The 15,048-nt window shown below is 58.7% G+C and carries 13 protein-coding genes; 5 read left to right on the top strand and 8 right to left on the bottom strand.

The window, feature by feature from the left end:
- Positions 1–60: 60 nt before the first annotated feature.
- Together K227x_RS06195 and K227x_RS06190 are read right to left on the bottom strand one after the other, a co-directional pair.
- A complete protein-coding gene (locus K227x_RS06195; RefSeq protein ID WP_145168726.1) occupies positions 61–1,875 on the bottom strand; it encodes a hypothetical protein in 1,815 nt (604 codons plus the stop codon).
- 118 nt (positions 1,876–1,993) lie between these two features.
- The gene (locus K227x_RS06190) at positions 1,994–2,659 is read right to left on the bottom strand and encodes a DUF456 domain-containing protein (RefSeq protein WP_145168725.1); all 666 of its coding nucleotides are present in this window, start codon (positions 2,657–2,659) and stop codon (positions 1,994–1,996) included.
- Between the two features lie 342 nt (positions 2,660–3,001).
- On the opposite strand from K227x_RS06190, the gene K227x_RS06185 reads away from it, so the two are divergent.
- Positions 3,002–3,607 carry an HNH endonuclease gene (locus tag K227x_RS06185; protein WP_145168724.1) on the top strand — a complete coding sequence of 202 codons (606 nt, stop codon included), beginning with the start codon at positions 3,002–3,004 and terminating at the stop codon, positions 3,605–3,607.
- Between the two features lie 193 nt (positions 3,608–3,800).
- On the opposite strand, the gene K227x_RS06180 is transcribed toward K227x_RS06185, so the two are convergent.
- Positions 3,801–4,085: a 4Fe-4S dicluster domain-containing protein gene (locus K227x_RS06180; RefSeq protein ID WP_145168723.1), complete on the bottom strand. Its 285-nt coding sequence runs from the start codon at positions 4,083–4,085 to the stop codon at positions 3,801–3,803.
- A gap of 296 nt (positions 4,086–4,381) precedes the next feature.
- On the opposite strand from K227x_RS06180, the gene K227x_RS06175 reads away from it, so the two are divergent.
- Both K227x_RS06175 and K227x_RS06170 read left to right on the top strand, forming a co-directional pair.
- Positions 4,382–5,623, top strand: coding sequence for a class I SAM-dependent rRNA methyltransferase (locus K227x_RS06175; protein WP_145168722.1), 1,242 nt, complete (start codon positions 4,382–4,384; stop codon positions 5,621–5,623).
- Positions 5,624–5,731: 108 nt separating this feature from the next.
- The gene (locus K227x_RS06170; RefSeq protein ID WP_145168721.1) at positions 5,732–6,400 is read left to right on the top strand and encodes an FHA domain-containing protein; all 669 of its coding nucleotides are present in this window, start codon (positions 5,732–5,734) and stop codon (positions 6,398–6,400) included.
- A 90-nt stretch (positions 6,401–6,490) separates the two neighbouring features.
- On the opposite strand, the gene xerD is transcribed toward K227x_RS06170, so the two are convergent.
- Positions 6,491–7,444, bottom strand: a complete 954-nt coding sequence (gene xerD / locus K227x_RS06165) for a site-specific tyrosine recombinase XerD (protein ID WP_145168720.1) — start codon at positions 7,442–7,444, stop codon at positions 6,491–6,493.
- A 166-nt stretch (positions 7,445–7,610) separates the two neighbouring features.
- Here xerD and galE point away from each other — a divergent pair, with 166 nt between their 5' ends.
- Complete coding sequence (galE, locus tag K227x_RS06160) at positions 7,611–8,600, top strand: UDP-glucose 4-epimerase GalE (protein WP_145168719.1); 990 nt, start codon at positions 7,611–7,613, stop codon at positions 8,598–8,600.
- A gap of 384 nt (positions 8,601–8,984) precedes the next feature.
- Here galE and folD read toward each other — a convergent pair whose 3' ends face one another.
- Positions 8,985–9,902, bottom strand: coding sequence for a bifunctional methylenetetrahydrofolate dehydrogenase/methenyltetrahydrofolate cyclohydrolase FolD (gene folD / locus K227x_RS06155; protein WP_145168718.1), 918 nt, complete (start codon positions 9,900–9,902; stop codon positions 8,985–8,987).
- Positions 9,903–10,098: 196 nt separating this feature from the next.
- Here folD and K227x_RS06150 point away from each other — a divergent pair, with 196 nt between their 5' ends.
- Complete coding sequence (locus tag K227x_RS06150) at positions 10,099–11,850, top strand: NADPH-dependent assimilatory sulfite reductase hemoprotein subunit (RefSeq protein ID WP_145168717.1); 1,752 nt, start codon at positions 10,099–10,101, stop codon at positions 11,848–11,850.
- 294 nt (positions 11,851–12,144) lie between these two features.
- Here the strand turns inward: K227x_RS06150 and K227x_RS06145 are convergent, their stop codons facing one another.
- The 3 genes from K227x_RS06145 to K227x_RS06135 form a co-directional block, all read right to left on the bottom strand.
- Positions 12,145–13,020 carry a dihydroorotate dehydrogenase electron transfer subunit gene (locus tag K227x_RS06145; protein WP_145168716.1) on the bottom strand — a complete coding sequence of 292 codons (876 nt, stop codon included), beginning with the start codon at positions 13,018–13,020 and terminating at the stop codon, positions 12,145–12,147.
- Between the two features lie 3 nt (positions 13,021–13,023).
- Positions 13,024–14,322 carry a pseudouridine synthase gene (locus K227x_RS06140; RefSeq protein WP_145168715.1) on the bottom strand — a complete coding sequence of 433 codons (1,299 nt, stop codon included), beginning with the start codon at positions 14,320–14,322 and terminating at the stop codon, positions 13,024–13,026.
- A 379-nt stretch (positions 14,323–14,701) separates the two neighbouring features.
- Positions 14,702–14,968 (bottom strand): membrane or secreted protein, encoded by a 267-nt coding sequence (locus tag K227x_RS06135; protein WP_145168714.1) that lies wholly within the window; start codon positions 14,966–14,968, stop codon positions 14,702–14,704.
- Between the last annotated feature and the right edge of the window lie 80 nt (positions 14,969–15,048).

Genomic DNA, 15,048 nt, shown 5'->3' with positions numbered 1-15,048 from the left:
ACGCGGCGAAAACGGAGCCCTGGGCTCCGTTCGCCTCCGGTACGAATCGATCGCTCGTTGCTAGGCGGCTTGATCTTGGCGGCGGATCAGTTTCTTCAGCCGGCGACGTTCGGACTTGTTCAAACTGTTCCAGTCAATCGAATCGGGATCGATGTATTCTTCGTCGTCACCCGAACTTGCATCCGAGCGGCTCTGGACTTCGTCGACTGGATCGGCACCTTCGGCTCCGTCATCAGATTCGGCTGCTGCCTTTTTGCGTCCAAACCATCCGCCTAAACCGGATCGACGTTTGGGCGTTTCTTCGCCATCTTCGGATTCCGATTCGGTGCCGGTATCCGCCGACGGGGTTTCCGGATCAGTGTCGGCAGCGACGGACTTGGGTTTCAGCCGCAGCCCAAAGCGACGACGTTTGGCGGGTTTGGCATCCGCATCATCGTCACTGACTTCGTTAGTCTCGCTGGTGTCCGCATCGACATCGTCTTGGGTTTCGTCCACGGGTCCCTTCGCGGCACGCAGCCCAAACCAGCGACGTTTGGGTTTCGATTCATCAGCATCGTCTAGCTCGGCCGCATCGTCTTGTTCGGCTGCCACTTCTCTTTGGACCGCCGCATCTCGCTTGACTCGCGTGGGCGCTGCGTCGTTGGTCGACTGGTCTGCCGCATCGGCATCGTCCGATTCGTCGGAATCAGAGTCGGCGGATTCGGGTTTGGGTTTGCGTCGCAGTCCGGCGAACCAGCCACGTTTGACTTTTTGCTCCTGTGGTTCCGATGCATCATCACCATCGGATTCACTTGGGACGGCGTCGGATTCCGCATCGCGTTTTGCTTTGCGCTGAGCCTGACGTTCGGCGTCTCGCTCAGCCCGCTGAGCCGCTTTTTCGGCGGCAGCTTCCTTCGCCAAGCGTCGCTTCTCGGCTCGCGTCAGCGCCGGTTCGGCATCCGAGTCGACTTCTTCGACGTCGTCGGATTCAGGTCGCGTGAAGACACGCAACTTCCATTGGTCCAGACGTTCACGCAGCGTCATGCTGTCCTCGATCTCTCGGACCTCGCGGTACAGCAACCGTAGATAGCTGCCCAGCGCGATGAAGATCGCCGTCGTCGCCACCAAAGGCGCCGACGTGACGGACACCCACTTGCCGACCGAATCCACGGTCATCACGTTCCATCTAGCCGCTTGCGGCAACAACAACACAGCACACACAAAGATCATGGCGACCAACGACGACCGCGATCGTCGCACGTCGGCTAGCACGCGAAGTGCCAGCACCGCGCCGCCGAGACCGACGACCACGCGCAACCAGTCGCCGCCGGATAGCGCGACCCGTTTTCCGAATGTCAAATCCAATAGCGCACCGGTCCAATCAATCAGCCCGACCAATGCGTTGACGCTAGCCAACACCATCACGATCAGCACCAATCGCCACAGCCGGTATCGGCCCAAATAGTCGTCCAATCGGTAGCGACGAAGCTGGTAGATCATCAACGACACGCCGGCCGATGCCGTCAACATCGCGACCATGTACCAGCGTCCGAAACTGTCCGGACTGTCCAAACGAAACGGCCGCGCCACTTCGGGATGATAGACCAACGTCGGCCACGCAACGGCCGCATAGTGAAGCAGACAAAACAACAAGGTCGCCGCTGACATCGCACCGGCCACGATCAACGAAGTGCGCCGTTTGATCGGCACCAGTGAAAACCAACGACCGCGGATCCGCCGCTGGACCCGCGCACCATAAGCTGCCGTCGGCCGCCTCGCTTCGCGCAGCTGTTCGAACTGGCGGCGGCTGGCAGCCGTCGAATTGGTTTGGTCGGCTTGGTGAGTCGAATACAGGACTCGCCGCCGACGGTCGGTCGTGCGTCGACTAGGTGTCATCGCGACGACAGTAAGAAACCAATCGCGTGCGAGTCAATCGGTTTCGCCGAAGGGGAAACGCAAATCGTTTCGCAATGCCGAAGAAGTCCGGTTGGATTGCTAGCTTGCAAATCGAAGTCTATTTGAACAGCACGCCTGCCACAGCGATGACGACGATCGCCAAGCCAGCCATGAATTTCCCCAGCGTGCCGAAGGTACGTCCCCAGAATGCCGCGTGACCGATCGTCCAACTTTCTCGCCAATTGCGGCCATCGGTCCACTCGCCGTACATCGCACCGGCGGTCGCCCCCAAACCACCGAACAAAATCGCGGCCAAGATCGGACCGATCACCGGGACCGGGATTCCGACCACCGCACCACCGATAGCGCCGACCATCGAACCGATCATCGCGAAAATCGTGGAACGCCGACTGGCACCGGCCTTTTGAGCCCCCACCGCACCGGCGGCAAACTCAAAAACTTCGCCCAATAGAGCCAACACAAAGGCCGCAGCAACGGCGGGATACCCGATCGCCGACCGCCCGGATTCTGGCCCCAACCAGGCGTAGGCCGCCAACATTGCGACCGCGATCCAATTTCCAGGCAACGAAATCAGATTGGCCCCCCATGCGATCAAACACATCAAAATCAGCAAAAAAGCCAGCAAAAACGTCCCCGTCGGGCCCAGCCATTGGCCCATCTGAGCCATCCATTCCAGCGGCGTTTGCCACCAACGGGGCTCGGCAACGGGCGATTCCGTCTGGGCGATCAGCCAAAATGCGGCATTGGCAACAAGATCCATCATGGTCCTTCAAGACGGGGTGAACATTGTGTGAAGCACCGGCAGATGGTGCGTGAGGGTGTTACAGTCACATGTGATCGAATCATGATGGAGGTGTTGTCGGCCTGTGGCCCGAGATGATTCCGCAATCTAGCGAACCTGGCGGCTGTGCCGAGGTGTCGAACTGAGCGAATCAGGTGCCACGATCCGCTGCAATCATCGATCCATCAATATTTTGTACTGATCCGGTAGTCGACCGTAGAATGGGCGAAACCGATCTCGCCCGATTTCCTTCGCCAGCATTCAGAACCTCCGCTTTACGATTCACCGCAGCAACCCGAGAAACCGCAAGGGACCGAAGCAACCATGTCACAGAGTGTGCTCGATACCAATGTTCTCGTCTTGAACCGTTTTTACATGGCGGTCCGAGTGGTCAACGTCCGACGGGCGTTTACGCTGCTGTACCGTCAATGCGCCGAGGTGATCGACCAAGATGATGGCAGCTATCTTAGTTATGACTTCGAAAGCTGGTGCGAAGTCAGCCAAATGACGTCGATGGAAAAGCAACCGGGCGAGGACTATATCCAAGCTGTCGGGTTCGAACTTCAGGTGCCGCGGATCGTTCGGTTGATCCGTTTCGACAAGTTGCCGGTGCAAACGGTTCGCTTCAACCGCAAGAACCTTTTTGCCCGCGACAACCACACCTGCCAGTACTGTGGCCGCAACGAACCGACGAACAAGTTAAGTCTGGATCACGTGGTACCACGATCGCACGGTGGCCCCACCACCTGGGAAAACATCGTTTGTTGTTGCCTGCGCTGCAACTCTCGCAAGGGAGGTCGGACGCCCAAGCAAGCGAACATGAACCTGCGAACCCGTCCGGCAAAACCGCGTTTCAACCCGCTGTTGGTCGAATCGATCGAAGACCCACGCTACGAATGCTGGAAAACGTTCCTGCCGGCGGCCTGTTGAGATCGGCGCCGAACAGCGCGGATCGGGTTCGAAACCGATGCATCCCATCGATCCCTAAAAAAAGCCCGGCGGTGATGAACCGTCGGGCTTTTCGTGTCGGGCTTTTCGTGTCGGGCTTTTCGTGTTGAGCTGATCGTGTTGAGCTGATCGTTGGCGGCAATCCGGCTGCTTCACGCGCCGAATGCCTAGGACATCACTCGTCGACCAACGGCTCTTTCTTTTCGGTGATGACTTCGCATTCGCCGGATTCCGACTTGGTGGCATTCAATTCCAGATAGCTCTTCCATTCGTCAGGCAGGTTATCTTCGTGGAAAATCGCCTCGACGGGGCACTCGGGAACGCAGGCTTCGCAGTCGATGCATTCTTCCGGATGGATGTACAGCATTTGGTCGCCTTCGTAGAAACATTCCACGGGGCAAACGACCACGCAATCGGTGTATTTGCAGCCCGAGCAGGGCTGAGCAACGACGTGAGTCATGAATTTGAACCTTTCTCTGCGATTCTTATCAGCGGTTGGTTTATTGGTTTATCGTCTGGTAGGTCGGCCGACTGAACTGTTTTCGGCAAGCAAGCCAACCAATCATAAATTCTAACGGTTAGGAAAGGTTTTGTGGCCCCAGGGGGACACCGGTAAGCGAAAATGGTGCGTCGATTCTGTCTATTTTTCGCCACAGATTCGCCACGGGGATTCTTCAAACAGGGGAAATCCGTCATCGTAGACACCGACTCGCGTTTCCAAGTTCGCACCATCCATCGCCCAACGGTCCCGTTTTCGTGTCCGACACTGACCTATCCGCTTCGCCGACGTACTCCGCCGAACCGATTCCTCTTCGCCTGAAACCATCGCGTCAGTTCCCATTCCTGGCTCGTCACCCCTGGGTTCACGCACACGCATTGGCCGAAGAAGGACGCGATCTGGCCTGTGGACAAGTTGTCGACCTGCTCGATCACGACGGCAACTGGGTGGCTCGCGGACTGTGCAACCCGGCCAGCCGGCTGCGAGTTCGCTTGTACGCCTATGACCAAGCCACCCAGATCGATGGTGATCTGTGGCGATCCCGGCTGGATGCGGCCATCGCCCGTCGGCAACTTTCCTCTCCCGCCGGGCCGGACGAAGCCGAACGTTTGTGTTTCAGCGAATCCGATCTGCTAAGCGGCGTCATCATCGACCGCTATGCCGATTGCGTTGGCGTGCAATTCACCGCGGGGGGGTTGCTGCGTTGGAAGGACGAAATCCTGGACCATCTGAAGTCCCGACTGGCTGATTCCCCATCGGGATGCCGGGCGATCATGGTTCGGGTCGATCCCAAAACAGCAAAACACGAGGGCATCGAGGCGATCGAACACTGGCACAACGAAACGGGAATCGACGAACCGGTCAACTATCGCCAAAACGGCCTGGACCTAGCCGTTGACCTGCGGAGCGGCCAAAAAACGGGCGGTTATCTGGACCAACGATTGAATCATTTGGCGACTGCGGGTTATCTGGCCGGTCGACGCGTCTTAGATGTGTGCTGCTATCACGGCGGTTTTGGACTGGTGGCTGCCAAGCACGGTGCCAAGTCCGTTTTGGGCCTGGACAGCAGCCAAGCGGCGCTCGATGCGGCACAAGTCGCAGCGGATAAAAACCAAATCGAAAACATCCAGTTTCAGAACGGAGACTGCTTTGACGAACTGAAAGCCATGGGCGAACGCGGGGATCAGTTTGACGCGGTGATTTTGGACCCACCTCGGTTTGCGGGATCACGGCACCAAGTCGACAACGCAATCCGAGCCTACCGACGGCTCAACGCGTCCGCAATCGACCTCCTTCCACCGGGCGGTATCCTAGCCACCTGCAGTTGCAGCGGCCGAGTATCCCGATCGGACTTTTTGAACATGTTGTTGGACGTCGGACGACGAAGACGGCGCGACATCGTGATGTTCGAAAATCGCGGTCCGGCGCCGGATCACCCTGTCGCGATCTCGTGTCCCGAAAGCGACTACCTGAAATGCGTGATCGCTCAAGTTTGGTAGACGTACCCACTCGAGCGGCAAAAACACCTGACTGACGACTCTTGGGCGTCTATACTGGCGAAATCCAACGACGCTCATCCTGACCTTCATCCTGCTCTGGAGTGCCCCATGACGGGCGTAACCCTCAAGATCCTCCACGGCGCCGACCGCGGCAAAGTTTACGAAACGCTGGAACCTCCCTTCACCGTGGGCCGCGAGGAAGGGAACGATATCCAGCTGAACGACGAACGGGTCAGTCGCTGTCACTTCAAAGTCCAACGGGACAACGACCGCTTGGTGCTGACCGATTTGGACAGCACCAACGGGACCAAGGTCAACGGCACCGAGTGCCAATTGAAGATCCTGAGGCACGGGGACCTGATCGCGGTGGGACGCAGTTTGATGCTGGTCGGATCGGAGTCGCAAATCGCGGCTCGCCTGGCCGCCATGGGAACCGACAACCCAACGCTTAGTCGCGAAATGGCGTCGTCCGAAAGCTCGATCGTTGTCCAGTTGAATCATGAATCGAAGAGTCCGTTCCCGGCCGAAGTGATTCAGATCCAAGAGGTGCCAGCGATCCCAGATGATCTATCGCCAGGCCAGAAGGCTCAGCTTTGCGAGATCCTGGACTACCTGCAATCGCGTCTGCATCGATTGATCGAATCGGCGCGAACCGACGAGGCCAATCAAGAGGTTGCATTGAAGCTATCCGCTTGGCAACGCATGCTGGACACTCAAAGCCGACTCGCTGCGATGACCCGTCAAATTGCCGACCCCGATTGGACCGGCAACGATTAGCCCCCGCTAGGCATTGGGATTCACCAGAATTCCCTTCGCCCTCATCCCCAAAACGGACTTCTGGCGAAGTCCACGACGGGTGATCGATCTTCATGCCCGCGGGTGATACTGCTGGTGGACCTTCTTCAATCTTGAATGCTCGACGTGTGTGTAGATTTGAGTGGTCTGGATACTGGCGTGGCCCAACATCTCTTGGACTTGGCGAAGGTCGGCACCGCCGGCCAGAAGGTGAGTCGCGAAGCTGTGTCGCAGCGAGTGAGGGCTGATCTTAGAATCGATTCCGACGCGCTGCGCATACATCTTGACCAACCGCCAAAGCTGGACGCGATCGAGTGCACGTCCGCTTCGCGAGAGGAAGAGTTCCTCCGGTGGATGCGGCACCTTGGCCGCCAATTCACCGCGTAACATTTCACAGTATCGGTTGATCGCGTTGATCGCTCCCGATCCGATCGGCACCATCCGCTGTTTGCCGCCTTTGCCTTCGCACCGCAGATGACGGTCGGCCAAAGACAGGTCGCGCACCCGCAACGTACAGACCTCCGATGCACGGCATCCGGTTGCGTACAGAACTTCCAGCATCGCGACATCTCGCTGCCAATACTTGTCCGTCTTCTTGGGCGAGCGGAGGAACGCGTCGACTTGGCGGATGGTCAGCACGCTGGGAATGCGCTGCCACATTTTCTGGGTTGTGATCAGTTCGGCTGGATTGTCCTGGACGATCCCTTCGAGCTGCAAGAACTTAAAGAACGTTCGTACCGCAACAATGTTTCGGGCGACCGAGGCGGGCGCCAAGTCGAAGGTCCGCAGTTCGCCCATGTACGACGACAGATCGCCAACCTTCAAATCGCCGAGTCGTCGCTTTCCGACCCAGGTAACGAATCGTCGCATGTCGCGGCCGTAAGCATCGATCGAATTGGCCGCCAGGTGACACTCACCACGCAAATAATTAAGAAAGTCAGCACAGAGCGTCTCCGTGGCTCGGCCAGCACGCGGCGTCGGACCGGTCTGTGCTAACTGTTGAAGTTTCGTAGTCCGCTTTGCCATCGAAACCGTCCCATCGAGAAGACTGGTAGAGTGTTTCGGTCGCAATCAGGTCAGCCTTTCGGCAACCTACCCGAATATCTATCCTGTTCGACATCGCGGCCCCCCCAGCACCAATCGGTCGCTTTTGGTTCCGCTTTTTCCGAATCCTCGTACCAGTCGTATTGTCATGAATGTTTTGGTTGTCGGTGGCGCCGGCTATATCGGTTCCCACGCGGTTCGTCTGTTGATCGACGCCGGCCACACGGTCACGGTCTACGACAACCTGTCACGCGGGCATGCGGCGGCGGTCCCCGCAGGGATGCTGGTGCAGGGCGATCTGGCGGACCGCGCAAAAGTGGTCTCGACGCTGCGAGAGAAAAAGATCGACGCCGTGATGCACTTCGCCGCCTTTGCGTTGGTCAACGAATCGGTCAACGACCCGTCGTTGTACTACCGCAACAATGTCATCGCAGCCTTGGAATTGCTGGATGCGATGCGCGAAGCCGACGTCAAGAAGATCGTCTTCAGCAGCACCACGGCGACGTACGGCGAACCCGACATTGTGCCGATCCCCGAAACCACACCTCAACAACCGATCAATCCCTACGGGTTCACGAAACTGGTCATCGAACAGGCGCTAGCGGACTACGCGGCGGCCTACGGGTTTGCGTATGCGGCACTGCGTTACTTCAACGCCGCCGGTGCCCGTCCCGACGCGACGATCGGCGAGGACCATGATCCTGAATCGCACCTGATCCCGATCGTGTTGCAAGTCGCGCTTGGACAACGCGAAAAAATCACCGTGTTCGGCGATGACTACCCCACCCCGGACGGGACCTGCATCCGCGACTACATCCACATCGACGACCTGGGCGAAGCTCACCTGAAGGCGATGGAAAAACTGGAACCCGGCAAAGGCCTATGCGTGAATCTGGGCACCGGACGGGGCACCAGCGTTCGTGAAATCATCGACGCCTGCCGCGAAGTCACCGGTCACGCGATTCCCGAAGTGATGGGCCAGCGGCGTGCGGGCGATCCACCCGAACTGGTTGCCGATGCACGTCTGGCCAAAGAACTGCTGGGATGGGAAGCCCGATACACGGACGTCAAATCGATCATCGACACCGCTTGGAGATGGCACCAAAGCCATCCCCAAGGCTACGCGACGAAAAAGTAACGGCCGCGATCATGGCCCCCGCTGGCGGGCAGGCCAATGCCGTCTACTTGATAGTTAAGAGAGGCATTCGCCGCGATCAGCCGCGTGCGCGTTAGAGAGCGTTCAGCTTAGCCGCGTAGCGGCGGCAGCTCTTTGCCGTGGGGCGGGCCCCACGGTTAGCGATGACGGATGCAATCTTGATCTTCTCGGGGGATGCCAAATCCGGTGGCCGAGGCCACCGGCATGATGCTTTCGCCTCTCCGAGGCTGTTGCAAGCCGGACGTTCTCTAACGCGCACGCGGCTGGGGGAACCACCTGACTAGCGGTAAAGTAGGTGGCGTTGGGCGGCAGGCCCCGTTCCGCCAAGCCCCGTTCCATCAGACATCATTCACCAGGTGCCGCGGGCTATGCCTTGGCGTGGATTCCCTTGGCCGCCAACAAAGTGTTGTGCAGCAACATGGCGATCGTCAGCGGGCCAACACCACCGGGTACCGGCGTGATCGCCGATGCCTTTCCGCGGGCCTGTTCAAAGTTGACATCGCCGACCAGCTTGTAGCCGCCTTGGCCGTCTTCGACGCGGTTGATCCCCACGTCGATCACGACCGCACCGTCGCCAACCATGTCGCCACTGATCATTTCCGGCACGCCGACGGCAGCGATCAAGACGTCCGCCCCACGGCACAACTGGGCAAGGTTCGCCGTCCGGCTATGAGCGATGGTGACGGTTGCGTTGGCGACATCCCGCCCGCACGAACCGTCCCGCTGGGCCAACATCATCGCCATCGGTTTGCCGACGATGTCGCTGCGTCCGATCACGACCACGTGCTTGCCAGCGACCGAGATTTTTTCGCGGTGCAACATCTGCACAATCCCGTGTGGGGTGCAGGGCAGAAAACGGGGACGACCTTGCATCAGCAGTCCCACGTTCACCGGCGAAAATGCGTCGACATCTTTGCGAGGATCGACGGTGTCTAAAATGGATCGTTCGTCGAATCCGGATCCGCCATTGCCGTCGGCCGGCAGCGGCAACTGGACCAGAATCCCGTGAACCGAATCGTCTTGGTTGAGCCCGCGAACGACGTCGACCAGTTCGTCCTGAGTGGTGCTTGCGGGCAACCGCATCGTCCGTCCCTCGATCCCTGACTTCTCGCAAGCCCGAGATTTATTGCGAACATACACCTGGCTAGCTGGGTCTTCCCCAACAAGGACAGCGACCAAACAGGGCGTCGGACCGCCCGCCTGGACAAACTGTCGCACTTGCTCGGCCACTTCATCACGGATTTCGGCGGCAATGCGTTTGCCGTCCAATAGCTTGGCTGTCATCAGTGGTACCCATCAAAAGCGTCGAAAATGATCGCCATAGTGAGAAATGGCGGCGACCTGTATAGTTGCGGTGAAGGCAGGGTCTGCGGAAACTCTAACGCATCCGCCTTGGATCCGAGCAACGTTCGGACAATCGCCTCGCCCGGCCATGCCAGGCCTACCCTCGAAAACGAAATCACACAGGATTTGTGTCTCGATGTCTACCGACACACCGAAATTAAGCCCCGTCGAAAAAATCAAAGAGGCCAGCGCCTACCTGAAAGGCACGATCGGCGAAGAGATCAGTGAACCGATCGATCACTTCAACAAAGACAATTTGCAGTTGTTGAAGTTCCACGGCTCGTACCAACAGGACGACCGAGATGCGCGGCTGACGGCCAAAAAGTCGGGTGGGGGGAAAGCTTATTCGATGATGCTTCGCCTGCGGATTCCCGGCGGACGAATCACGTCTCAGCAATTCTTGTCGATGCTGGATCTGTGCGAAGAATTCGGCAATGCGACGATGAAGGTGACCACTCGTCAAACGATCCAGCTGCACGGCATCGTCAAAGACGACCTGCGTCCAACCATCGACCGCATCAACAAGCTGGCCCTTTCGACCTTGGCCGCCTGTGGCGACGTGAACCGCAACATCATGTGCTGCCCGGCCAAGCACAGCAGCAACGTGCACGCACAGATCCAAGCCCTGACCGACAAACTGGTGCCAGCGATGGCGCCACAAACCAAGGCCTATCACGAACTTTGGATCACCGATACCGATTCGGGCGAAAAGTCGCTCGCAGGCGGTGGTCCCGATCCGGACGCAGCCGTCCATGGCGAACTGAGTGGTGACCCGGTGGAACCGCTGTACGGTTCGACATACCTGCCTCGTAAATTCAAGATCGGTATCGCCCTTCCCGACGACAACTGCATCGACGTTTACACCCAGGACCTGGGATTGCTGGCCGTCGTCCGTGACGGAAACGTGATCGGATACAACGTCTTAGTCGGTGGCGGCATGGGCACCACACCGTCGGCCGCCAAAACGTTCCCGGCATTGGCCAAGCGAATGGCGTTTGCGACCCCGGAACAGGTGATCGGGGTTTGCCAGTGCGTGCTGAAAGTTCAACGTGACAATGGCAACCGCGCCGACCGCAAGATCGCTCGGCTGAAATACGTGATCGCCGATTGGGGTGTCGAGAAGTTCCGCGCCGAAGTCGAAAAGTACTACGGCGAAAAACTAGCCGACTGCACCGAAGACGATGTGCACGAAGTCGACGACCACATGGGCTGGCAAGACCAGGGCGATGGCAAATGGTCCTATGGATTGAACATCGAAAACGGCCGCCTGTATGACGACGACAAACACCAACTGAAGGCCGGACTGCGTGCGGTCTGTCACGAATTCAAATCTGAAATTCGAATGACGGGCCACCAGAGCGTGATCTTCACGGACATCGCCGAATCGGACAAAGACAAACTGATCGGCCTGATCAAAGAACACCACATCCCAACGACCGAAGAAACCAGCACGGTCCGGCGCTGGTCGATGTCCTGTGTGGCACTGCCCACCTGCGGACTTGCGATCACCGAAAGCGAACGACGACTGCCATCGATCATCGATGGACTGGAACAACCGCTGGCCAAGTTGGGCCTGGAAAAAGAACGCTTCACGATCCGCATGACGGGTTGCCCCAATGGTTGCGCCCGACCGTACAACGCCGACATGGCGTTGGTCGGCAAAGCCAAGGGCAAGTACACGCTGTTCGTCGGTGGCGGTTGGTTGGGAAACCGAATGGCCTTCGTCTACAAGGACCTAGTGCCCGACGACATCATCGTCGACGAAATGGTCGCGGTCTTTGCGGCCTACAAAGCGAATCGGGATGCCGGCGAATCGTTCGGCGATTTCTGCAACCGAGTCAGCCGAGACGACCTAGAAGTGATGGCAGCCGCAGCACCCAAGCCGTAACAATTAGCTGGCCATCGTTGCTTCACCCCCGCTTTCATGTCGGGGTGAAGCGGTTGTGGGCTGTCGGTAAGAACCGTGGCTAGCAGCCTGTTGATTTAGTCGTTTCCCTGAACTTCGCGCGCAAATCACAACCCGACGCGTGAGCGAGGGATCCCATCACAACCCGAAGCGTGAGCGAGGGATCCCATCGAATCCCTCGCTCACGCAGCGGGTTACTAAACCGACAACCCGCTGGCGTCAAAACGGCTAACGGTGCCGCCCCCTAAAGCCAAGGTGTCCCAGACCACTCGGCGGTTATTCCCAGCAGATCTTTTCGGCGTCAAAGATCGGGCCTTCGACACAGGTCCGTTTGTAATCCCATTCTCCGTTGTCTTGGCGGACTTGGGCGACGCAGGAGAAACAGATGCCGATGCCGCACGCCATCGGCGTTTCCATCGATACCTGGCAATCGACACCGGCCGCTGCACAGGCCTGGGAAACCTTCTGCATCATGATCTCGGGGCCGCAGGTCACCACTCGCACCGACGTCCCCGGCGGGATATCACGCAGCCGATCCGCCAAGACATCTGGCACCAATCGCTGCTGGCCCACCGAACCATCGTCGGTGCACAACGTGACATCGAAACCAGCCGCCTGAAAATCTTCCACGCCGGCCAATAAACTGGATCGGCGGGCGCCGTAGATCAATTCAGCACTGGTGGCCCAGCCGCTATCGCGATTGAGTCCGAAGGTCCGCGATCCGATCGCTTCCTGCCCCAACAACAGCATCGGTGTTTGTCCGATCCCGCCGACGGCCATGATCAACCGGTCGCAGGTTCGGTTCGAAAAACCGTTGCCAAGCGGGCCCCAAAGAGTGACTTCGGTGCCGACTTGGGATGCGGCCAAAGCCGTCGTCAGCACGCCCTTTTTCAGATACACCAAATCGATGAAGTGTGGATCCCCCGAGGCATCCGAGACCACATCGTAGACAGCCAAGGCGCGACCGATCAGCGGCGAATTCAGGCCCTTCAGCCGGATCATCACAAATTGGCCGGGCACCACGGACGCAGCGATCGCGGGCGCGGCCAACCGGACGCGGTAAGTTTGTTCGCCGACCAGTTCGTTTTCAATGATCGCCGCGTCGACCTGTGTCATCGCGTCGGCATAGTGGTCAGCATGCAGTTTTGACATCGCTTAGCGTTTCTTCGTTCGTCGTTGGTTGTTGGGCCGACCGCCGCCAGCCTTTCCTTTGAATCCTCGGCCGGTTCTGCGCTTCCCAGCACCCGACTTTGCAGCACCGGATCGGCTATCCGCATCGCCACCGGTCGCCTCTTTTCGCTTGGCGCCCTTGGGACGCGGCTTGACGACATGTTCTTTTTGCTTGGTCTTGTCGACGATCGGCTTGGCATCCCCACCAATGACCATGCCGCCGGTCGACGCCTTGGCCGGCAACTGGAACGACTTGGGCGCTTCGCCAGCAGCCGCTCGGGTTGGCTTGCGGGTGCCCTTTGGGATGCCGTCCGGCTTGGTTCCCGAACTGCGTGATGCAGTGGTCCGAGATCCCGTCTTCTTGGTTGCTGGGCCACGGGTTGCTGGGCCACGGGTCGCTGGGCCACGGGTTGATGGCCCCGCCGACTTCGTCGGGAACTTCTTTTTGACCGCGCGACCCTTCGCCGCTGATGCGGGAGCCTTTTTCTTGGGTGGTCGGGACGCGGATTCCTTTTCGGCCGCCTCGACCGCCGACCACAGTTTGTCGACCTCTTCGCGTCGCAGCACCCGGTAAGCCCCCGGTGGTACGTCGCCGAGTCGCAACGGGCCAACGGCGATCCGTTTCAGCTGTTGGACCTTGTGTCCCAGCCGCGCCAGGATCCGGCGAATTTCGCGGTTTTTGCCTTCGCTAAGCGTGATTTCCAATTCCGTCGCACGCGAACGGGCCTTCACCAACTTGGCTCCGTCGACCTGTACAAAACCTTCGGCGATGTACATGCCCTGACGCATCTTCCGCATCGTTTCGTTTTCGACCTTGCCAGCCACGACAACGCGATAAACCTTACGAACACCGATGCTGGGGTGAGTCAATTTTTGGGACAGTTCACCATCGTTGGTCAGCAGGATCAGCCCCTCGCTGCTGAGGTCCAATCGGCCGACGGGAAAGACGCGTTCGTCCGGCGGCACCAGGTCCACCACTCGCGGTCGCCCCTGCGGGTCACGGTTGGTGGTGACCACGCCGACAGGCTTGTTGACCGCGTAATACACGGTCTTTTGTTTGCGTAGGGCGACGCCATCGACCAAGATTTTGCTGACGTCGGGATCGACCGTCGTGCCCAACTTGTCGGCAACCACGCCATCGATGTGGATGCGGCCAGCTTCGATCAGTTCCTCGCATTGGCGGCGTGAACCGAACCCCGCACCGGCCAAAACTCGCTGCAGCCGCTGGGCCGTGGGTGAACTGGCGGACTTGGCGGGACGTTTTTTAGCGTTCTTGCGAGGCATGATTGACTTGCGAAATGGACCGGATGGAATCAACCCAACCTACCAAACCTTGGCCTCGGAACGTAGTGGCTCGGCAATTTAGCAGGAAAATCAGTGCAAGTGGGAGCCGAGAATTAGCAATTGGGTGTAGAGACCACCCGCTGGCGAGGCCAGGATTCTTGCGCCGAGAAGGAAAGTTCGAGTTCGAGTTCGAGTTTAAGTTGCAGGCAGAAATGACGGCCCGAAAACTTAAACTCGAACTTAAACTCGAACTCGAACTTCTTTTGGTCTTTTCTCCATGCCTGAAATTCGTAAAGAGACGATCTGGACGCTGTAATTCACGAAAGTCTTGACGACTTCCGCTACGCCATTTGCCCGAACGTTCAGTGGAGATGGATCCTTAGCGGCCCAGCCAGGGCATCGAATCCGGGACCAATCGGTTGCTGACCGGGGCAGGCAGAGGCTGTTGGTAGTCCGGTGGGCGAGCCCCCAGATCACTCGGCCCGACCGCTTGCTGCGGGAATGGATCATGTGCGATCGCGTTGGCTTGTTGCTGGTTCATCGTTCCCGCAGGCGGCAACCATCCGCCACGGCAACCGGATACCAGCCCGACAAGCAAAATGGCCCATACGAGGCCCAGCGGGAATGAAGTCCGATCATTCGTCATGGCAAACGTTCCACAGGAAAGCGAGGGAAGGGCATCGATCTCGCGATCCCGACTGGCGATCATACGAACCAAACGCCAGC

The sequence above is a fragment of the Rubripirellula lacrimiformis genome (assembly GCF_007741535.1).
In the GTDB taxonomy this organism is placed as follows: domain Bacteria; phylum Planctomycetota; class Planctomycetia; order Pirellulales; family Pirellulaceae; genus Rubripirellula; species Rubripirellula lacrimiformis.
This window is presented reverse-complemented; position numbering and strand designations above follow the sequence as displayed.